Genomic DNA, 20611 nt, shown 5'->3' on the forward strand with positions numbered 1-20611 from the left:
CCAATTCCCCTTGAGATTCTCTGACGCGCTGTCATCGTCTCGAGCATGACCTTGTCCGAGTACCGGTTTCCACTTTTCGGGATCATGCTCAGCCCTTGGTTTCCGGCGCGGTCGTGGCGCCGGCCGGATGTCCGCCGCCGCCCTTGTTCTTCTCGAGCACCGCCTCGGTGATCGAATTCGGCAGCCGTCGCGGCTTTTCGATCAGCCCGAGCACCGGCAGAGCTACCAGGAAGAAGGCGAAGTAGAACAGCGTCGCCATCTGCGCCATGAATACATAGCTGCCCTCGGCCGGCTGCGAGCCCAGCCAGCCGAGCAGGATGGCGTCGGCCACGAACAGCCAGAAGAACAGCTTGTACCAGGGTCGGTAGACTGCCGAGCGCACCTTCGAGGTGTCGAGCCACGGCACCAGGAACAGCATGACAATCGCGCCGAACATGCAGAGCACGCCCCCGAGCTTGGAGTTGATGGGCCCGATATTGAAGGTAATGGCGCGCAGGATCGCGTAGAACGGCAGGAAGTACCATTCCGGCACGATGTGGGCCGGCGTCTTCAGCGGGTTGGCCACGGTGTAATTGTCGGGATGGCCGAGATAATTCGGCAGGTAGAACACGAAATAGGCGAAGACGAACAGGAACACGATCATGCCGAACCCGTCCTTTATGGTCGCGTAAGGCGTGAAGGCGAGCGTGTCGGTCTTCGATTTGACCTCGATGCCGGTCGGATTGTTCTGGCCGACGACGTGAAGCGCCCAGATGTGCAGCACGACGACGCCGGCAATCATGAACGGCAAAAGGTAGTGCAGCGCAAAGAAGCGGTTCAGCGTCGGATTGTCGACCGCGAAGCCGCCGAGGAGAAGCTGCTGGATCCAGTCGCCGACCAGCGGAATGGCGGTGAAGAAGCCGGTGATGACGGTGGCGCCCCAGAACGACATCTGGCCCCAGGGCAGCACATAGCCCATGAACCCGGTCGCCATCATCAGCAGGTAGATGATGCAGCCGAGGATCCACAGCAGCTCACGCGGCGCCTTGTAGGAGCCGTAGTAGAGGCCACGGAAAATATGGATGTAGACGGCGACGAAGAAGAACGACGCGCCGTTGGAATGGAGATAGCGCAGCAGCCAGCCCGAATTCACGTCGCGCATGATCTTCTCGACCGAATCGAAGGCGAGAGTGCTGTCGGCTGCATAGTGCATGGCCAGCACGATACCGGTCAGGATCTGCGCCGCCAGCATAAGCGCAAGGATGCCGCCGAAGGTCCAGGCATAGTTCAGGTTGCGCGGCACCGGATAGGCGATGAAGCTGTCATAGACCAGCCGCGGCAGCGGCATGCGCGAATCGAACCAGCGTCCGATGCCGGACTTGGGCGTATAGGTCGAGTGTCCCTCGCTCATGGAAATATCCCCTGCCTCAGCCGATACGGATCTTGGTGTCAGAAATGAATTGGAACACCGGTACCGCCATGTTCTCCGGCGCCGGCCCCTTCCGGATGCGGCCGGCGGTATCGTATACGGAACCGTGGCATGGGCAGAACCAGCCGCCGAAATCGCCTTCCTGGCCGAGCGGGATGCAGCCGAGATGGGTGCAGACCTGGACCATCACCATCCAGGCTTCCTTGCCCGGCGTGGTTCGATTGGCGTCGGTTGCCGGCGCATCGGCCGGCAGGTTGGCATTGCGGGCGATTGGGTCCTTGAGTTCGGCGAGATTGACCGCCTCGGCGTCCTTCATCTCTTTTTCGGTGCGGTTGCGTACGACCACCGGCTTGCCGCGCCACTTCACGACGAGCGACATTCCTGGCGTCAGCGACGAGACGTCGACCTCGACCGAGGCAAGCGCCAGCGTCGAGGCATCCGGACGCATCTGGTCGATGAACGGCCAAGCAACGGCGCCCGCGCCGACCACCGCGGCCATGCCGGTGGCGACGTAGAGAAAATCACGGCGGTTGGGATCCTGGGTGTCGGTTGCGCTCACGGGTGCCTGATCCTTTCGCCTCTTCCGTGCCGGCGGCCGAGCTTGTTCCCCGCTCAATCGCGCCGGCCCGACAGCGCATGGCGAACAGGCTAGCGAATTCCTCCGGCATTTGGGACTTGGGTTTATGCGTGAAGCCTGTTTTTGTCCAGACGGGCGAAGGCACAAGGGCAGATTGTCGCGGGGGCGTAATTTGCCCAGCGGAACGATTGGAAAACAGCAGCAAAACCAAACGGCTGCGTTCACCTCGACAGCGGACGCTCGCCCGGTTTATCCTCGCCCCATGGCGCATGTCATCGACCGCGACAAATGGGCCAAAGCGCCCGACCGCTGGCCCGACCACTGGCAAGGCGAGTTGCAATGCGGGCCTTACGGTTCCAGCAGTTGCCTGATCTTTAACTACCTGCCGGAGACTGGCGGCGGCCCGAGGCTGCACAGCCATCCCTATTGCGAGATTTTCATCATCCGAACCGGGACCGGTCTGTTCACCGTCGGCGACCGGCAGATCGAGGCCACAGCCGGCCAGATCCTGGTCGTACCGCCGAACACGCCGCACAAATTCACCAATCTCGGGCCAGGCCCGCTGGAAACCACCGACATACACGAGAACGGCAGCTTCATCACCGAGTGGCTGGAATAACGCTTCCCAAATCAGTTCCGGTTCGGATCATCCGCTGGCGCCGAGCCTGGCCAGCACGGCCTTGGGAATGTTGTATTCCCGGATCACCGCGTCGTGCTTGCGCAGGCCGCAGAGTTCGCGCTGGATGAAATACCCGTGCACCGCTTCGGCTGCATCCCTGAGCAGCCGGGCACGGTCGACACTGTCGCAATTCTCGCGCAGCCTCGTCAATGTTTCCTCGACGCGCCGGCCGGCGCGGCCGAGCGCGGCCGCCTTCTCGCCGAGGATTTCATGGCCAAGCAGGTCCAACGCGCTCTCCTGCGCGCCGGACCGTCCGAAATTCGATGGCATTCTCACCGCCATGGTCTACTCCGGTTTTTAGAAACTACTCCGCCGGCCGGGTCTCGGCCAGCGCGCTCTCCTCGTTGAACAGGAAGCCGCCGGACTGCCGCTTCCACAGCCTGGCATAGAGCCCGTCGAGCCCGACCAGCTCGTCATGCGTGCCTTGCTCGACGATGCGGCCCTCGTCGAGCACCACCAGCCGGTCGAGTGCCGCAATGGTCGACAGCCGATGCGCGATGGCGATGACCGTCTTGCCTTCCATCAGCCTTGCCAGATTTTCCTGGATCGCCGCCTCGACGTCGGAATCGAGCGCCGAGGTCGCTTCGTCGAGCACCAGGATCGGTGCATCCTTGAGGAAGACGCGGGCGATCGCCACGCGCTGGCGCTGGCCGCCGGAGAGCTTGACGCCGCGCTCGCCGACATAGGCCTCGTAGCCGATGCGATCGCGATTGTCGCGCAGACCGAGGATGAACTCGTGCGCCTCGGCCTTCTTCGCTGCCGCGACCACCTCGGCGTCGGTCGCTTCCGGCATGCCGAGCTTGATGTTGTCGCGCAGCGAGCGGTGGAAAAGTGCCGTATCCTGGCTGACGACGCCGATATTGGCGCGCAGCGAATTCTGCGTGACCCTGGAGACGTCCTGCCCGTCAATGGTGATCTTGCCGCTCTCGAGGTCGTAGAGGCGCAGGATCAGATTGACCAAGGTCGTCTTGCCGGCGCCGGACGGGCCGACCAAGCCCACCTTTTCGCCCGGCCGCACGACGAGGTCGATGCCGTTGAGCACGCCGGACCCCTTGCCGTAGTGGAACTCGACATTGCTGACGTCGATGCGCCCGCCGCCGACGACAAGCTCTTTCGCGTCCGGCGCATCGGTCAGGCCGAGCGGCTGCGAGATCAGCGCCTTGGAATTCTCCAGCACGCCGAGGTTACGCAAGATGCCGTTGAGCTGCATCATCAGCCGGCCGAGCAGCATGTTCAGCCGCAGCACCAAAGACAGCGTGAAAGCCACGGCGCCGACTGTGATCGAACCCTCGACCCAGAGATAAACGGCAAAGCAGGCGATCGCCGTTATCATAATGCCCGACAGCATCGTCAGCGCCATGAGCACGCCGGTCAGCCTGCGGGTGAACGGGCGCAGCGCGTCGAGATAGATGTCGAAGCCGTTCCTGATGTAGTGGTCGTCGCCATCAGCCGAGAACAGTTTCAGCGTCTGCACGTTCGAATAGGAATCGACAAGGCGGCCGGTGATCATCGAGCCGGCTTCGGCGGTCGCTTCGGCATGTTTGCGGATTGCCGGCAAATAGCGCCTGGCCAGCAAGCCGAAGGCGGTAATCCAGATCACCACCAGCACCGCCAGCCGGAGATCGAGCCCGGCGACCAGCGCCAGCGTCGTCACCGTATAGACGACCATGAACCAGACGACCTCGATGAAGCTTTCCATCAGATCGCCGGTCGCCTGTCCCGCCTGCCAGACCTTGGTCGCGATACGCCCGGCAAAGTCGTTCTGAAAGAAGGCGTAGGATTGGCGCGAGACATGGCGATGCGCCTGCCAGCGCACCAGATTATAGAAACCCGGCGTGATCGTCTGCTCGTCGACCAGCGCCGACAGACCGACGACAATGGTGCGGATGACCAGCACCACCGCGATCATGAAGACAAGTTCCGGGCCGGCGGCAGTCCACAGCGCGTGCCAGCTGCGTTCCCCGGGAAGCTGGTCGAGGATGTCGACCAGCCGCCCGACGAAATAGAACAGTCCGGCTTCGACCAGCGGCGCGATGCCGCCGATCACCAGCATGGCGAAGAAGGCGATCTTCGCCTGCCCGACGTAATGCCAGAGGAAACCCCTGACGCTGGCAGGTGGCCGAAGGTCCGCGGGCTCCCGGAATGGATAGACCCAGTTCTCGAACCAGCGGTAGATGGCAGTCATCATTCGGCGGCTTCACCCTTGGCGATTGCATCGTTGGCGGCTGCATCGTTGGCAGAAGGGCCGTCGTCGAGCAGGAATCCGCCCGACTGACGTTGCCAGAGCTGGGCGTAGAGCCCGCCTTTGGCAACGAGTTCCTCATGCGAACCTTCCTCGATGACTCGGCCCTTGTCCATGACCACGAGCCGGTCCATGGCCGCGATCGTCGACAGCCGGTGCGCAATGGCGATGACGGTCTTGCCTTGCATCAGTTTGTAGAGATTCTCCTGGATGGCCGCCTCGGCCTCGGAATCGAGGGCGGAGGTCGCCTCGTCGAGAATGAGGATCGGCGCGTCCTTCAGCATGACACGGGCTATGGCTATGCGTTGCCGCTGGCCGCCGGACAATTTGACGCCGCGATCGCCGACATGCGCGTCGAAACCCTTGCGGCCGTTCGAATCCGACAAGCCGGCAATGAAATCCAGCGCCTCGGCGCGCCGCGCCGCCTCGATCAGCATCTCATTGCTGGCGTCCGGCCTGCCATAGAGGATGTTCTCGCGTACCGAGCGATGCAGCAGCGAGGTGTCCTGCGTGACCATGCCGATCTGGGCCCGCAGCGAGTCCTGCGTCACTGCCGCAATGTCCTGGCCGTCGATCAGGACCTTGCCGCTTTCGAGGTCGTAGAAGCGCAATAGAAGATTGACCAGCGTCGACTTGCCGGCACCCGATCGACCGACAATGCCGACCTTCTCGCCCGGCTTCACCGTCAGCGACAAGCTTTCGATCACACCCTTCTGCTTGCCGTAGTGGAAGCGGATGTCCTCAAAACGGATCTCGCCCTTGGTCACGGCAATATCCTTGGCACCAGGCCGGTCTTCGACGAGGCGCGGTAGCGAGATCGAGGCGATGCCGTCCTGCACCGTGCCGATATTTTCGAACAGCGTGGACATCTCCCACATGATCCATTGCGACATGCCCCAGAGCCGCAGCACGAGGCCGATGACCAGGGCGACAGCGCCGATCGTCACGGCTTGGCCGAGCCACAGCCATAGCGAGATCGAGGCGACCGAAAACAACAGCAGCGAATTCAGGACGTAGAGCAGGCCGTAGAGTTGCGTCACCAACCGCATCGATCGGTAAACGGTGTCGAGAAAGCCGGCCATACCGTCCTTGGCGAAGGATGCCTCGCGCCGCGCATGCGAGAACAGCTTGACCGTCTGAATATTGGAGTAGCTGTCGACGACACGGCCAGTCATGGTCGAGCGCGCATTGGCCTGCTCCTCGCCGACCTTGCCCAGTCGCGGGATGAAATAGCGCAACAGCAGGACATAGCCGGCAAGCCAGACGGCAAGCGGCGCAGCCAGCCGCCAGTCTGCCGAGCCGACAATGAACAGCATGCCGAGAAAATAGACGACGATATAATTGAGCACATCGATGAGCTTGATGACGCACTCGCGCACGGCGAGCGCTGTCTGCATCAGCTTGGTCGCGATGCGCCCGGCAAACTCGTCCTGATAGAAGCTCATCGACTGCTTGAGCAGGTACCGATGCACCTGCCAGCGGATACGCATCGGATAATTACCCATCAGCGTCTGCTGGTTGAGCAGCGAATGGAACCAGACCGTTGCCGGCAGCGCAAAAACCACGATGAAGGCCATGCCGGCCAGCTTCAAGCCTTCGGTCTGCAGGAACGTCTCGCGATTCTGTCCGGACAGCCAGTCGACGATCCGGCCCATGAAGCCGAACATCCACACCTCGGCAAGGGCGATGGCCGTCACCAGTACCGCATCGAGAGCGATGTAGGGCCATGCGCCGCGCGTGTAATGCACGCAGAAGGCGATCAGTGTCCGCGGCGGCTCGACCGGCTCCTTGGCAGGGAACGGATCGAGCCTTTTTTCAAACCAGCTAAACATAGTGACGCTCACAATTTCCCGCTCACGCGGCACGCGAACGGACGAGGTGCCCAGACCGCACGGCGTCAAGGACCGGCGATACGGTATCGTCCGCCTCGCCGGCCCTGCTTCGCGCTATATAGGTTGTCGCGGGCCTTTCGCCGACAGTCTCGCTTGACGATGCTGACGACGTTTTGACGATCCGGATTTTCGCGCCGGTTTTTGCACCAGGCCGGATCAGCCTGATGATCCGTCGCACCAGCGACGGCCGGCTATAGTCCGGAACGGCGCGCGAGAAATCGACGTCCGGCAGCATGCCGCGATGCGGACGCCGGCGGGTCTCGGCGTGAACCGCCGACGAGTGGGTCTCGCCGATCAAAAGTGCCCAGGTCGCAGTCTTGCGCTCGTGCAGGCTTCTTGAGCCGGGTATTCTACAGGGATCGAACATCGGTCCGTCCTCCACTTGAAGATGCAGATAGAAGGGTGAGTCGACCCAGGCCGCGGGCATGCGCGGTGCGGCAAAGGTGACATCGGTCGAATTGTGTTCAGGCGGGGCGTTCAGCCCCTTGCACAGCTTGAAAAACATCGCAGGATTCCTTCAAAGGCCGAAAAGGTTTCGGCGGGAATCGGTGCGATCAGAAGTCTAGAAGGTCAGGAGAATCGTCGTACCGAAACCGCCGTCGGGCTGGTAAGCCCACGAGAGAGGTGGTGGATGTGCATGGCCATCATGAATTACCCCTCCATCGGTTCGGGTTGACAATGCTGGCCGTATAACCGACTTCGCAGAAAATGACCACCCGCCAGTCCAGGAATTTCCAAAACCGCGAGAGCTCTGTGGCTGATCTGCCACTTATTAGAAAGACGCGGAAATGAACGACCGTCTCCGCATCGCGCTCTACCAGCCTGATATCGCCGGCAACACCGGGACAATCCTGCGCTTCGCCGCTTGCCTCGGTCTCGGCGTCGACATCATCGAACCGGCGGGCTTCCCGCTCGGTGACCGGGCGCTGAAACGGGCCGGCATGGACTACCTCGAAATGGCGGCGCTCACCCGGCATGTCGACTGGCACGCCTTCGAGGACTGGCGCAAGCTTGCCAAGCGGCGGCTCGTGCTGCTGTCGACCAAAGCAGCTGCCGCCTACACGGATTTCGCCTTTGCCGGCGACGACATTCTCCTGTTCGGCCGCGAATCCGCAGGCGTGCCGGATGCCGTCCACGAGGCGGCGGATGCGTGCCTGACCATCCCGATGCAGCCCGGAGCGCGCAGCATCAACGTCGCGCTTTCCGTTGCGATGGCGGCGGGCGAGGCGATCCGGCAGCTTCGCTAGGACCTGTACGCGATCGCCGGCCGCAGCGACCAAGGCATCGTCCTCACGCACCACTGCGTCCTCTCCGGTCATTCTAATCCAGACGCCCATCGCCATCTCCTGCCGTTTGCATCTTCGAGGCTTCTTCGCTACAAGCTCAACTTAACTTGAGGTCAAGCGGAAAATCGGAGATGGCTGCGGCAACGGAATTGACGGTCGGCCAGGTGGCGACGCGCAGTGGCGTGGCGGTGTCGGCGCTGCATTTCTACGAAGCGCGCGGGCTGATCCGCAGCCACCGCACATCAGGCAACCAACGGCGTTACGGCCGCGACGTGCTGCGACGTGTGGCGATCATCAAGGTAGCGCAGGAGGTCGGCATTTCGCTGGCCGAGATCGGCACAGCCCTTCGATCGCTGCCCGAAGGACGAACGCCGACCCGCGAGGATTGGAACCTGCTTTCGACGGCTTGGCGCGACGAGCTCGATCAGAAGATCAGTCAGCTCACGAAGCTGCGCGACGGGTTGACCGACTGTATCGGCTGCGGCTGCATGTCGATCGACAAATGCCCGCTGCGGAATAAGGGCGACCGGCTGAGCATCCGAGGGCCGGGCGCGAGACGCTTGCTGATCGAGCGTTAATCCGCCGCCGGCAGCCGCCTGATTGTGAATTCGATGACGTCGCCCGGCCGCTCGAACCAGCTCTCGATCTCGGTCCAATAGGCCTGCTTGGGAAAGCGCTCGAACCATTCCTTCGCCTTGAGACGAGCGTCGGAACGCGGCAGCACGAAGGTCTCGCGCAGGAAGCCGTCGCGCGGCATGCGCGCGTTCTCGGCGCGTGAACGGTCGAGCCTCTTCTTCAGGCCATCCAGCGGCGGTCTTGCCGGGGTGCGCACGAAAGAACTCCATTAAAACTTGACACTTGCACCTAAGAGATTAGGGATCGCGGCCGGAAAAGACGAGTCATTTGTCGGGGTACGCCCCGCAACCGGAGACAGGATTTGCAACGACCCGAGATACCGGCGGGGCTGCCAGCCGACATCGAACAGAAGAAGACCAAGGCACGGCTGTGGTTCGAGACGTTGCGCGAGCGCATCTGCGCCAGCTTCGAGCAGATCGAGCAGGACCTGCGGGGGCCGCAGGCCAGCTGGTCGCCCGGTCGCTTCGAAAAGACGCCGTGGCAACGCGATGCCGGCAAGGGCGGCGGCGGCATCATGTCGATGATGCACGGCCGCGTCTTCGAGAAGGTTGGCGTCCACACCTCGACCGTCCATGGCGAGTTCTCGCCCGAATTCAGGAAGCAGATGCCGGGCGCCGAAGAGGACCCGTCCTTCTGGGCAAGCGGCATTTCGCTGATCGCCCATCCGTGGAACCCCAACGTGCCGGCCGTGCATATGAACACGCGCATGGTCGTCACCTCGCGCCAGTGGTTCGGCGGCGGCGCCGACCTGACACCGGTGCTTGAGCGCCGCCGCAGCCAGGACGACCCCGACACGATCGCCTTCCACAGAGCGATGCAATTTGCCTGCGAGAAGAACGCGGCGACCGCCGACTACGTGAAATTCAAAGCCTGGTGCGACGAGTACTTCTACCTGCCGCACCGCGACGAGCCACGCGGTACCGGCGGTATCTTCTTCGATTGGCTGCATTCGGATGAGGACAAAGGCGGCTGGGACGCCGATTTCAACTTCGTCCAGGACGTCGGGCGATCTTTTCTCGTCGTCTACGGGCATCTGGTGCGCGCCAACTTCAATGACAACTGGACCGATGGCGACCGTGACGAGCAGCTCATCCGCCGCGGCCGTTATGTCGAATTCAACTTGCTTCACGATCGCGGCACCATCTTCGGGCTGAAGACCGGCGGCAATGTCGCCTCGATCCTGTCCAGCCTGCCGCCAGAAGCGAAATGGCCGTAAAATCTCGGTGAGCACGACGTGAGCCGCAATCGGGTCCAAATCCCCGGAATTTGACGGCGAATGTGGCGCAAGGCGCGCCAAAAAATATCTTTTTCGTCTAATATACCATTGTAAAGATTGGGCTATTTGTCGCGTCGGGCCGGGAAACGCCGGCGGTTCTTTACTCCCGAGAGCCGCGACCCGACGTGACCGGACGGCCCATGATTGAATGGGGCACCTTTCCTAAGCGGTGCCCGCATTTTCCAGGAGAGCATGCCATGCGCAAGCTTATTGTGACCGCAGCCGCCGCTGCCGTTCTCGCCTCTGGTACTGCCGCATTTGCTGCGGTCAAGCACACCACCGGCACGATCAAAAGCTTTGATGGAACGGCGATGAGCCTGGTTCTGGATAACGGAGCCACCTTTACGCTGCCCCAGACCTTCAAGGATCCTGGCCTGAAGGTCGGCGAAAAGGTCCGCGTCACGTGGGATATGAGCGGCAAGGATAAAATTGCCGAGGCAGTCAAGATCGTGAAGTGATGTCCTGCCCGCTGGAGCAAGACGAGGTCTTACTCCTGGGTAGCGTAAGAGGGCGGAGCAGCGATGCTCCGCCTTTTCGCAACCCGATCACCGCGTGTCGGCTTGGACGCACGGCACTCTAAGGCAACCAAAACCATTCGATCGTGTTATGCTAACCTGGCCAGCGTGTAGCCCGGATACCGGAGCGGTTTCCGGATCGCGCAATCAAAGGTCTGGAGCTTCCGTGTCAGTGCGCGGTGCTCCAAGGAGGAGATGAGGAGAAGCCGATGAAGGAATTCCATTGCGGGTCGCTCGTACCCGGCTGCGAGTGGCACACACGCGCGGAGGAGGAGGCTGAGGTCATGCGCCGTGCCGTCGAGCATCTGCGCGAGACGCATGGCGAGACGGTGATCCGCGAGACGATGATCGAGGCGATCCGCTCGCGCATCGAAATGGTCCGCGACGCAGCGTGACGGTCAGGATTCGAGTGCCTCTGCGGCGCGCTTGAGCAGCGCGCCGCGATCGAGCGCAAAACCGGACTCGACCCATTCCTTTTCGAGGTTCTTCAACGTTGCACCAAGCTTTGGCCCCGGTGACGCGCCAAGTGTCGTCAGATCGGCGCCCTTGAGCGGAAAAACAGGGTTCTGCCATTTTTCGGCGAAGGCAAGCAGGCGCGAGAAGCCACCGGCTTCGAGTAGTGCGTCATTGTCTTCGACCGCGCGGGCTCGAGCGGAAGCAAGCAACAGCCGCAGCCGATCGACAAAGCCTTGGCGGTCGCCAAAATAAAGCCTTTTCGCCAACTCTCCTTCGGTCGTTTTCGGATCGACGGCAGCCGTGATCGCCCAATTCCGCAGGCGGCTTGCCTCGCTCACGGAAAGCCTCAATCTCTCCGCAAGCGTTTTCATGCGCGCGGCATCCGGCGGCACGACGGCTTCCAGCCTGAGCAGCGGGTCCGGCGCCCAGGCCAGGTCCTTCTCGGTCTTGGTCAGCCCGTGGATGGCATCGATGCCCCATTTCTCGCTTTCCGGCAAAACGGCGGTCAGAACGCCGGCTTGGCGCATCCACAGCAGCGCCCGCGACGGATCCGGCGCCGACAGCAATTTCTTCAATTCCCACCAGACGCGCTCGACCGAGAGCTGGTCGAGCCCCTGCCTCAGCCGGGCGCAAGCCTTTAACCCTTCGGCATCCGGCCTGCCGTCGCCATACCAGGCGAAGAAACGGAAGAAACGCAGGATGCGCAGATAATCCTCGCGGATACGCGCTTCCGGATCGCCGATGAAGCGCAGCCGCCGCGCCTCGATATCGGCGATACCGCCGACCAGATCGACGACCGTTCCATCGGCTTCCGCATAGAGTGCATTGATGGTGAAATCGCGCCGCTCGGCGTCGGCTTTCCAGTCGCGGCCGAACGACACTTTGGCGCGCCGGCCGTCGGTTTCGATATCGGCACGCAGCGTGGTGACCTCGTAGGCCTTGCCCTGGGCGACCGCGGTGACGGTGCCATGCTCGATGCCGGTCGGCACCGTCTTGAAGCCCGCCGCCTCGGCACGCCGGATGGTTTCCTCGGGCACCGTCGTGGTAGCGATGTCGATGTCGGCGACCGGCTGGCCGATGAGCGCGTTGCGCACCGCACCGCCGGCGACACGCGCCTCCTCGCCGCCGTCGGTGAGCGCGGCGAGCAGGCGCTGCAAGTGGCTTTCGCCGAGCCAGCCGGCCTTGCCGGCAATCGACACCGGATTGCTCACGAATAGAGCCTTTCATAGAGCGTTCGAATGATGCCCGCAGTGACGCCCCAAATGCGCTGGCCGCCATAGGGCATCTCGTAAAAGAACCATTCGAGGTCGTTCCACATGCGACTGTCTCTGGTGTGGTTGGCGGGGTCCATCAGAAAACCCAGCGGCACCTCGAAGACAGCATCGACTTCGTCGGAATTCAGCGTCAGGCTGAAACCGGGCCGCGCGATCCCGAGCACCGGGGCGATGCGATAGCCGCTGCCAGAAACGTAGTCCGGCAGACGGCCGATGATCTCGATGTAATCCCTATCGAGACCGATCTCCTCGAATGTCTCGCGCAACGCCGCCGCTTCCGGGCTCGCATCGGTTGGATCGACGGTGCCACCGGGAAAAGCAACCTGCCCCGAATGGTTGCGCAGCTTTTCCGCCCGCCTGGTCAAAAGGACCGTGGCTTCATGGCCATGATCGACCACCGGGATCAGAACGGCGGCATCGCGCAGCGCCTTGGCCAGCTTCAGTCTGGGATGGCCCGGATTGAAGCGGTGGTCGCCAAAATCGTCGCCGGCATGCGCCAGCGGCTGCGCCGCGACGCGCTGGCGAAACTCGGCAGCGGAAAACGCCAACGGCGTCGCCTGATCCATCATAGGCGGTCCATCATGCGCTCAGCCGTTTCAGTTTCTCAGCCGGCATGATTGGATAGACCTCGCCTTTGGAACGGACGGCAAACATCGTCTTGCCACCGATGTCGATCTCTTCGCCGTGCTCGACCAGCTCGTACATCACCGGCCGTGCCACCAGCGCCTCCAGCCGCCCGCGCACCAGCACATAGGGCTTCAGGCCACCTGTCTCGTCCTCATCGACGAAGCGCAGCGGGTGTCCCGCCCCAGCCTCGACCACGTCGCCGACATTGGTGCGAAAGGTGATGATTTGTCCGTCGCCCGCGCCAGACACGTCCATCTCGACGGCAATGAAGGGCGCATCGGCGACGCGGATGCCAACCTTTTCCACCGGCGTCACCAGGTAGGTCCTGCCGTCCTCGTCCTTACGCAGCACCGAGGAAAAAAGCTGCACCAGCGGCATCCGGCCGATCGGCGTTCCCAGATAGAACCAGGTGCCGTCCTGCTTGATTTCCATGTCGAGATCGCCGCAAAACGCCGGATTCCAGCGTTCCACCGGCGCCGGCCCCTTGCCGGCGCGCGTCGCGCGCGAGACCAGCGCTTGCAGCCCGCGCGCCTCAGTCGCGGCCTTCAGGCTCTCTTCACGATTGTCTGCGGCTTCCGTCATGGTCACGAAATAGTCACTGTTGTTCCGCTTGTCAGCCTAAGTCTGTGATTTAAATTCAAAGACAGGCGCCCTGCGAGGCCGAATCGCGGCATTCTGCGGCACCCACTGTGCCAAGCGGTATTTCCAACCAGAAGGATCGATGCTGCATGAGCGTGATGATCAAGGAAAGCCCGATCAGCGAAAAGGACATGGTGGCGCAGGCCGAGAAAGCGCTGGCCGACATTTCAAGGGTTCGCAACGGCGTCGGCCGGGTCATCTTCGGCCAGGAAAGCGTCGTCGAGCGCACGCTCGTCGCATTGCTGGCCGGCGGCCATGCACTGCTGGTCGGCGTGCCCGGCCTAGCCAAGACCAAGCTGGTCGAAACGCTGGGCATCGTGCTCGGCCTCGATTCGCGCCGCATCCAGTTCACGCCCGACCTGATGCCGTCCGACATTCTCGGCTCAGAGGTGATGGAGCAGGATGAATTCGGCAAGCGTTCGTTCCGCTTCATTTCCGGGCCGATCTTCGCGCAACTGCTGATGGCCGACGAGATCAACCGCGCCTCACCGCGAACCCAGTCGGCGCTGCTGCAGTCGATGCAGGAATACCACGTCACCATTGCCGGCGTGCGCCACGATTTGCCGTCACCGTTCCATGTTCTGGCGACACAGAATCCGCTGGAGCAGGAAGGCACCTATCCGCTGCCCGAGGCACAGCTCGACCGCTTCCTGATGCAGGTCGACATCCTCTACCCCGAGATCGAGGCGGAGCGCCGCATCCTGCTGGAAACCACCGGTATCGAGGATGCCAAGGCTGAAAACGTGCTGCAGCCGGCGCGGCTGAAGGACATCCAGACGCTCATCCGCCGCATGCCGGTGCCGGAAAGCGTCGTCGAGGCGATCCTCAAGCTGGTGCGCTCTGCGCGTCCCGGCCAGGGCAACGCCGATACCGACAAGCACGTCGCCTGGGGCCCAGGCCCGCGCGCCAGTCAGGCGCTGACGCTGTGCACCCGCGCCCGCGCCCTCTATGACGGCCGGCTGGCGCCGTCGGTCGACGACGTCCGCGCACTGGCCGAGCCGGTGCTGCAGCACCGCATGGCGCTGACCTTCGCCGCCCGCGCCGAGGGCACCACGGTTCGCGACGTCGTGGCGAAGCTCGCGAAAGGGATTTGATGGCGCGCATCGGTGAAGCGCAGGCACCGGCAGCGACGCGCGATGCGCTCGCCAGAGGCCGGTTGCGGGCTTCGTTGGTGCCGGACCTGCTGGTCGAGGCGCGCCGCATCGTCAACACGGTAATTGCCGGCTGGCATGGCCGCCGCAAGCGCGGCATCGGCGAGAACTTCTGGCAGTTCCGGCCCTATGTCGAAGGCGATTCCTCGCGCATTGACTGGCGCCGTTCCGCCCGCGACGACCACACCTATGTCCGCGACCGTGAATGGGAGGCCGCCCACACGGTGTGGCTGTGGGCCGACCCCTCGCCTTCCATGCTCTACAAATCGACCGGAGCCAGCGTTTCCAAGGAATCGCGCGCCCTTGTGCTGACGCTGGCCATGGCCGAGCTTTTGTCGCGCAGCGGCGAGCGCATTGCCTGGCCCGGCCTGACCGACCCGTTCACCGCCCGCAATGGCGCCGAGCGCATCGCGGCGCAACTGATGCACGCCGGCGGCCTGCCGGCAAAGCCCGACCTGTCCGGCATTCGCCGCTTCTGCGACATCGTCCTCGTCAGCGATTTCCTCGACCCGGTCGAGGACACCATGGCCTGGCTGGACGTGCTCGCCCGCCACGGCGTGCGCGCACACCTGATCGAGGTCGCCGATCCGGCCGAGGAAAGCTTCCCCTATGCCGGGCGCACCGAATTCACCGATCCTGAGACCGGCGACAAGCTGACCGCCGGCCGTGCCGAAATGCTGGGCGAGGACTATCGCCTGCTTTATGCCGCCCGCCGCCAGGAACTGGCCGCCTGGTGCAAACGGCTTGGCTGGAGCTTTACCGTCAATCATACCGATCGCCTTGCCTCCGAGGCGCTGGTGCGCATCCATATGGCGATGACCGCCGAGGGCAGCTTTGCCGGGAGGGCCCGCGCATGAGTTGGCTGCCGCTCTCCTTCGGGGCGCCGATGGTGCTGTGGGGCCTGCTGGTGCTGCCGGTGATCTGGTGGCTTCTGCGGCTGACTCCGCCCAGGCCGCAAACCGAGGTGTTTCCGCCGCTCAGGATTCTCGCCCGCGTGTTGAGGCGCGAAGAAACGCCGCGGCAGAGCCCTTGGTGGCTGACGCTGCTCAGGCTGCTGATGGCCGCGCTTGTCGTGGCGGCACTTGCCGAACCCGTCTTCAACCCGCGCGAAAAGCTGCCCGCCGAGGGCGCCGCCCTGGCGCTGGTGATCGACAATGACTGGGCAAGTGCCCCCGACTGGGGCAAGCGGGTCGCCACCGCCGAGCGGCTGATCGCCGATGCCAATTCGAATGGCGTGCCGGTGCTCATCGCTTTCACCGCCGAGAAGCCGAATGCCGAGATCGGTCCCTTCGATGCCGCTGCCGCGCTCGACCGGCTGCGCGCGGCAAAGCCGCGGCCGATCCCGACCGACCGCCCCGCCGTCTACGCCCGCGTCGCGTCAGCCCTGGAGTCGCTGCCGGGCGCCAGCGTCGCAGTGCTCGCCGATGGCTTGGCGGCGCAAGGCGACGAAACCGCCTTCAACACGTTGTTGTCAAAGAACGCGGCACGTATTGTCTGGGCCGTCTCCGACCGGCTGTCGCTGACCGGCCTGACCGGCGCCGACAACCAGGTCGACGGCTTCGCCCTGACCGCCATCCGCGCACCGGGCGACCCGGCACCTGCACAGGTGACGGCCGGCGCGTTCGACGACAAGGGCCGCCGCATTGCCGACGCGACGCTTACCTTTGCCCCGGGCGGAACCACCGCGACCGGCACGATGGCGGTGCCGTTCGAACTGCGCAACGACTTCGCCTACATCGCGCTCGATGGCGAGCGCCAGGCCGGTGCCGTCCGCGTGCTCGATGAGAGCTCAAAGCGCCGCCGCGTCGGGCTGCTGTCGCAGTCCGAGGCCGATCAGGCGCAACCGCTGCTGTCGCCGCTCTACTACATCCGCCGCGCCCTGCAGCCCTTCGCCGATCTCGTCGAGCCGTCGAGCGTCGATCTCGCCGACGCCATTCCGCAACTGCTCGACCAGAAACCGGCGATGATCGTCATGGCGGATGTCGGCACCATTCCGGAACAGGCGCGGCAGAGGCTGGTCGACTGGGTCGACAAGGGCGGCACACTGGTGCGTTTTGCCGGTTCGCGGCTGGCCGCTGCCGGCAATGACGACGATCTGCTGCCGGTCCGGCTGCGCACCGGCGAGCGATCGCTTGGCGGCGCGCTGTCATGGACGGCGCCGCAGCCGGTCACCGAATTCCCGAAAACCGGTCCCTTCGCCGACCTCGCGCCGCCAACCGAGGTCACCGTTACTAGGCAGGTGCTGGCCGAGCCGACGCCCGACATTGTCGAGCGCACCTGGGCCACGCTTGCCGACGGCACGCCGCTGGTGACCGGGATGAAGAAGGACAAGGGCACCCTCGTACTGTTCCACGTCACCCCCGAGGCGACGTGGTCCAACCTGCCGATCTCCGGCAGCTTCGTCGAGATGCTGCGGCGCATCGTGCAATTGTCGCGCAACCAGGGCTCGGCGGTCGCCAACGCCGAGGCAGCCGCCACGTCGCTGGCACCCTATCGCATGATCGCCGCCGACGGCACGCTGGTGCCGCCGACGCCGGATGCCAGGCCGTTGGTGCCAGGCGCCGGCCCGCTGCCGGTGACGCTGGAAAACCCGCCCGGCCTCTACGGCTCCGAGACAGGAGTGTTCGCTCACAATCTGCTCGGCGGCGACAGCGCATTCACGCCGCTTGCCCGGCCTGAAATCACGGTGCCGATCACCACCATCCAGTATGCCTTCGACGAGCAGCGCAACCTCAAAGGTCCGCTTGTCACGGCCGCCCTGGTGCTGATGGTGCTCGACACGCTTGCCGTATTCTGGATGGGCGGCCTGTTGTCGCGCCGGCCGCGCCGTGCCGGCGCTGCGGCGACGGCAGCCGTCCTGCTGATTGCGCTCTGCGCCTTGATTGGCCACGCGGACGTCGCGCGTGCCGACGACGCCAAACCGGGAGATACAGAGGCGATCGGGGACATTTCAAAGACCCGGATCGCCTACGTGCTGACCGGCGAACCGGGTGTCGATTCGATCAGCCGCGCCGGGCTCGAAGGGCTGACCCGCTTTCTTATCGAAAAAACCGCGCTCGAACCCGGAGCACCCGCCGGCGTCGACATCTCGAAGGACGAACTGTCCTTCTACCCGCTGATCTACTGGCCGATCGATCCCTCGGCCCCGATGCCGAGCGAGGCCGCCATCGCCCGCATCGACGCCTATATGCAGCAGGGCGGAACGGTCTTGTTCGACACCCGTGACCAGTTCGCCAATGGCATTGGTGCGGATTCGACCAGCCCGGCTACGGAGCGGCTGCGCGACATCCTCGGCAACCTCAACGTGCCACCGCTGGAACCGGTGCCGTCGGACCACGTGCTGACCAAATCCTTCTACATTCTTCCGGAGTTTCCTGGCCGTTTTGCCGGCAGCCCGCTTTGGGTCGAGGCATCGCTCGAAGCCAGCAACACCGAGAACCGCCCGGTGCGCACCGGCGACGGCGTTTCGCCAATCATGATCACCGCGAATGATTTCGCCGGCGCCTGGGCGGTCGACGAGAATGGCGACCCGCTATTGCCGACGGTGCCTTCGGATCCGATGCAGCGCATCTATGCGCTGCGCGCCGGCGTCAACATCATGATGTACATGCTGACCGGCAACTACAAGTCCGATCAGGTGCACGTCCCGGTGCTGCTCGAACGGCTGGGGCAGTAGACTATGAACTGGTCGCTCTCCTTCGAACCGCTCATCACCTGGCCGCTGCTCGCAGTGGTCCTGGTGCCGCTGCTGCTGCTGGCGCTGGCCGGCCTTTGGTTTCGCCAGCGCGGTGCGATTTTCCGCCTGGCAGCCCTGATTGCCCTGGCTGCGGCGCTGCTCAATCCGGTGTTCCTCGACGAAGAGCGCGAGCCGCTGAAAAGCATCGTCGCCGTCGTCGTCGACCGCAGCCAGAGTCAGGATATCGGCGACCGCACCAAGCAGACCGACGCGGCGTTAGCCGGGCTTCAGCAGCGTCTCGGCCGCTTCAAGCAGTTCGACGTCCGTGTCGTCGAAGCCGGCAAGTCCGAAGCCGCCGACGAGCGCACCGAGACGCGGTTGTTTTCCTCGCTCGAAAATGCTTTCCGCGACGTGCCGCCATCGCGCATCGGCGGCGCCATCATGATCACCGATGGCGAGGTGCATGACGCGCCGTCCGGCACACCCGACTTCAATGCCCCGCTGCATGCGCTGATTACCGGCAACGAGCATGAAAAGGACCGTCGCATTCGCTTCGAGAATGCGCCGCGCTTCGGCCTCGTCGGCAAGCCGCTCGACATGACCTATCGCGTCATCGCCACCAACAACGACACCGGCCCGGTCGATGTCCGCGTATCGGTCAATGGCGAGCAGGTATCGGTCGAGCACGCCAACATCGGCCAGGCGATGCCGCTGCAGGTGACCATTCCCAGCGCCGGGCGCAACATTGTCGAACTCGCCATCAACCACGAGCCGGGCGAACTCACCGACACCAACAACCGCGCCATCGCGCTGATCGACGGTATTCGCGAAAATCTGCGGGTACTGCTCGTTTCCGGTGAACCGCATGCGGGCGAGCGCACCTGGCGCAATTTGCTGAAATCCGACGCTTCGGTGGACCTCGTGCACTTCACCATCCTGCGCCCGCCGGAAAAGCAGGACGGCACGCCGATCAACGAATTGTCGCTGATCGCCTTCCCGACGCGCGAGCTGTTTGTTGAGAAGATCAAGGATTTTGACCTGATCATCTTCGACCGCTATCAGCACCGCGACGTACTGCCGATCCTCTATTACGACTATATCTCCGAATATGTCGAAAAGGGCGGCGCGCTGCTGATCGCGGCAGGCCCCGAATATGCCGGCGAAAGCTCGATCGCCCGCACGCCGCTGATATCGGCGCTGCCGGCAATGCCGACCGGCGAGGTCATCGACAAGGCCTTCTATCCGCGCCTCACCGATACCGGCCAGCGTCATCCGGTAACGCGCGGGCTCGACGGCTCCGCGACCGAGCCGCCGCACTGGAGCCGCTGGTTCCGCACCATCGGGGTCGAGAACCCCGAGGGCGAGGTGGTGATGAAGGGCGCCGACAACCGGCCGCTGCTGCTGCTCGATCGCAAGGGCGAAGGCCGCGTCGGCATGCTTCTGTCCGACCAGGGCTGGCTGTGGGCGCGCGGCTTCGAGGGCGGTGGCCCCCACGTCCAGCTCTACCGGCGCATCGCCCACTGGCTGATGAAGGAGCCCGAACTCGAGGAAGAGCGGCTGACCGCCGACGGCCGCGGCATGGTGCTGGAAATCCGCCGCCAGACGATGAGCGACGACCCCGGCCCGGCGCAAGTCATCACGCCATCCGGCAAGGCACTGATCGTCAGGCTCGAGAAATCCGAACCAGGTGTCTTCCTCGGCAGCGTCGAGACCAGCGAAATCGGTCTCTACCAGGTCGGCAATGGCGACCTGACGGCATTGGCCCATGTCGGGCCGGTCAACGCCCCGGAATTCACCGATGTGGTCTCCACCGAGAACCGGCTGAAACCACCGGCTGAGGCAACCGGCGGCAGCGTTCGCCGGCTGGCGCCGGCCTCGGCACTTGGCAATCTCACCAGCATGGTCACGCTGCCCTCGATCGTTCCAGTCCGCTCCTCGGGAGCGGCTTCCGGCAATGACTGGATCGGCCTGCGCACCACCGACGACAGCGTGCTCAAGGCCGTCTCGCGCGTGCCGCTGTTCGGTGGCTTCCTCGGACTCGGCCTGCTGCTTTTGGCGATGGGCTCTATGTGGTACCGCGAAGGGCGGTAACGGCACCGTCCTTCCTTCTCCCCTTGTGGGCCTGTTGCGCAGTAACCGGGGATGTTTGGATGGGGCGGGATCGCAGGGATTTCGCTCGTCTTTGTGAGCTCCGCCCCCTTGTTTGGGGTTTCGGCGGCGGTTTCGGCCCGGGCGGCCGGGCTGCGGGCGCACCTATCCCGTGATGGCGGCCCATCG

At 63.9% G+C, this 20611-nt stretch carries 20 protein-coding genes; 10 read left to right on the top strand and 10 right to left on the bottom strand.

Translation table 11 applies throughout. From position 1 onward, the window contains the following. Positions 1 to 88 precede the first annotated feature (88 nt). Together NKJ84_RS21740 and petA are read right to left on the bottom strand one after the other, a co-directional pair. On the bottom strand, positions 89 to 1390 hold the full coding sequence (locus tag NKJ84_RS21740) for a cytochrome b (protein ID WP_254819179.1): 1302 nt from the start codon (positions 1388 to 1390) through the stop codon (positions 89 to 91). Positions 1391 to 1406: 16 nt separating this feature from the next. Further along, positions 1407 to 1967, bottom strand: a complete 561-nt coding sequence (gene petA / locus NKJ84_RS21745; RefSeq protein WP_352508139.1) for a ubiquinol-cytochrome c reductase iron-sulfur subunit — start codon at positions 1965 to 1967, stop codon at positions 1407 to 1409. Between the two features lie 280 nt (positions 1968 to 2247). On the opposite strand from petA, the gene NKJ84_RS21750 reads away from it, so the two are divergent. Beyond that, complete coding sequence (locus NKJ84_RS21750) at positions 2248 to 2604, top strand: cupin domain-containing protein (RefSeq protein ID WP_352508140.1); 357 nt, start codon at positions 2248 to 2250, stop codon at positions 2602 to 2604. Positions 2605 to 2631: 27 nt separating this feature from the next. Here the strand turns inward: NKJ84_RS21750 and NKJ84_RS21755 are convergent, their stop codons facing one another. The 4 genes from NKJ84_RS21755 to NKJ84_RS21770 are packed head-to-tail and all read right to left on the bottom strand — an operon-like array spanning position 2632 to position 7303. Next, the gene (locus tag NKJ84_RS21755; protein ID WP_254819177.1) at positions 2632 to 2946 is read right to left on the bottom strand and encodes a DUF6665 family protein; all 315 of its coding nucleotides are present in this window, start codon (positions 2944 to 2946) and stop codon (positions 2632 to 2634) included. 22 nt (positions 2947 to 2968) lie between these two features. Then, positions 2969 to 4852 (bottom strand): ABC transporter ATP-binding protein, encoded by a 1884-nt coding sequence (locus tag NKJ84_RS21760; RefSeq protein ID WP_352508141.1) that lies wholly within the window; start codon positions 4850 to 4852, stop codon positions 2969 to 2971. Then, positions 4849 to 6738 carry an ABC transporter ATP-binding protein gene (locus NKJ84_RS21765; RefSeq protein ID WP_352508142.1) on the bottom strand — a complete coding sequence of 630 codons (1890 nt, stop codon included), beginning with the start codon at positions 6736 to 6738 and terminating at the stop codon, positions 4849 to 4851. Before NKJ84_RS21765 ends, NKJ84_RS21760 begins: the two co-directional genes overlap by 4 nt. A gap of 22 nt (positions 6739 to 6760) precedes the next feature. Continuing rightward, complete coding sequence (locus NKJ84_RS21770; protein WP_352508143.1) at positions 6761 to 7303, bottom strand: hypothetical protein; 543 nt, start codon at positions 7301 to 7303, stop codon at positions 6761 to 6763. 283 nt (positions 7304 to 7586) lie between these two features. Here NKJ84_RS21770 and NKJ84_RS21775 point away from each other — a divergent pair, with 283 nt between their 5' ends. Continuing rightward, positions 7587 to 8045, top strand: coding sequence for a tRNA (cytidine(34)-2'-O)-methyltransferase (locus NKJ84_RS21775; protein WP_352508144.1), 459 nt, complete (start codon positions 7587 to 7589; stop codon positions 8043 to 8045). A gap of 170 nt (positions 8046 to 8215) precedes the next feature. Then, complete coding sequence (gene soxR / locus NKJ84_RS21780; protein WP_352508145.1) at positions 8216 to 8662, top strand: redox-sensitive transcriptional activator SoxR; 447 nt, start codon at positions 8216 to 8218, stop codon at positions 8660 to 8662. Here the strand turns inward: soxR and NKJ84_RS21785 are convergent. Beyond that, positions 8659 to 8916 carry a hypothetical protein gene (locus tag NKJ84_RS21785; RefSeq protein WP_023679487.1) on the bottom strand — a complete coding sequence of 86 codons (258 nt, stop codon included), beginning with the start codon at positions 8914 to 8916 and terminating at the stop codon, positions 8659 to 8661. The two genes, soxR and NKJ84_RS21785, sit on opposite strands and share 4 nt — an antisense overlap. 105 nt (positions 8917 to 9021) lie before the next feature. On the opposite strand from NKJ84_RS21785, the gene hemF reads away from it, so the two are divergent. From hemF to NKJ84_RS21800, 3 genes are all read left to right on the top strand, one after another. Further along, positions 9022 to 9936 (top strand): oxygen-dependent coproporphyrinogen oxidase, encoded by a 915-nt coding sequence (gene hemF / locus NKJ84_RS21790; protein ID WP_352508146.1) that lies wholly within the window; start codon positions 9022 to 9024, stop codon positions 9934 to 9936. A 257-nt stretch (positions 9937 to 10193) separates the two neighbouring features. Continuing rightward, entirely contained in the window at positions 10194 to 10454 is a 261-nt protein-coding gene (locus NKJ84_RS21795) for a DUF1344 domain-containing protein (RefSeq protein WP_352508147.1), read from the top strand. Between the two features lie 266 nt (positions 10455 to 10720). Then, complete coding sequence (locus NKJ84_RS21800) at positions 10721 to 10906, top strand: DUF1059 domain-containing protein (protein WP_352508148.1); 186 nt, start codon at positions 10721 to 10723, stop codon at positions 10904 to 10906. Positions 10907 to 10909: 3 nt separating this feature from the next. Here the strand turns inward: NKJ84_RS21800 and NKJ84_RS21805 are convergent, their stop codons facing one another. Genes NKJ84_RS21805 through NKJ84_RS21815 form a run of 3 tightly spaced genes read right to left on the bottom strand, consistent with a single transcriptional unit; the run spans position 10910 to position 13450 of the window. Beyond that, the gene (locus tag NKJ84_RS21805; protein WP_352508149.1) at positions 10910 to 12178 is read right to left on the bottom strand and encodes a CCA tRNA nucleotidyltransferase; all 1269 of its coding nucleotides are present in this window, start codon (positions 12176 to 12178) and stop codon (positions 10910 to 10912) included. Continuing rightward, the gene (locus tag NKJ84_RS21810; RefSeq protein ID WP_352508150.1) at positions 12175 to 12807 is read right to left on the bottom strand and encodes a CoA pyrophosphatase; all 633 of its coding nucleotides are present in this window, start codon (positions 12805 to 12807) and stop codon (positions 12175 to 12177) included. The genes NKJ84_RS21805 and NKJ84_RS21810 overlap by 4 nt, the downstream gene beginning before the upstream one ends. A gap of 13 nt (positions 12808 to 12820) precedes the next feature. Next, positions 12821 to 13450 carry a DUF1285 domain-containing protein gene (locus NKJ84_RS21815; RefSeq protein WP_352508152.1) on the bottom strand — a complete coding sequence of 210 codons (630 nt, stop codon included), beginning with the start codon at positions 13448 to 13450 and terminating at the stop codon, positions 12821 to 12823. 146 nt (positions 13451 to 13596) lie between these two features. Here NKJ84_RS21815 and NKJ84_RS21820 point away from each other — a divergent pair, with 146 nt between their 5' ends. Genes NKJ84_RS21820 through NKJ84_RS21835 form a run of 4 tightly spaced genes read left to right on the top strand, consistent with a single transcriptional unit; the run spans position 13597 to position 20425 of the window. Beyond that, entirely contained in the window at positions 13597 to 14601 is a 1005-nt protein-coding gene (locus NKJ84_RS21820; RefSeq protein ID WP_254819166.1) for an AAA family ATPase, read from the top strand. Continuing rightward, positions 14601 to 15515, top strand: a complete 915-nt coding sequence (locus NKJ84_RS21825; RefSeq protein WP_352508154.1) for a DUF58 domain-containing protein — start codon at positions 14601 to 14603, stop codon at positions 15513 to 15515. Before NKJ84_RS21820 ends, NKJ84_RS21825 begins: the two co-directional genes overlap by 1 nt. Next, a complete protein-coding gene (locus tag NKJ84_RS21830; protein ID WP_352508156.1) occupies positions 15512 to 18334 on the top strand; it encodes a DUF4159 domain-containing protein in 2823 nt (940 codons plus the stop codon). Before NKJ84_RS21825 ends, NKJ84_RS21830 begins: the two co-directional genes overlap by 4 nt. Before the next feature lie 3 nt (positions 18335 to 18337). After that, entirely contained in the window at positions 18338 to 20425 is a 2088-nt protein-coding gene (locus tag NKJ84_RS21835) for a hypothetical protein (RefSeq protein ID WP_352508158.1), read from the top strand. Positions 20426 to 20611: the final 186 nt, after the last annotated feature.

Source organism: Mesorhizobium sp. M0048, assembly GCF_040323405.1.
GTDB lineage: Bacteria > Pseudomonadota > Alphaproteobacteria > Rhizobiales > Rhizobiaceae > Mesorhizobium.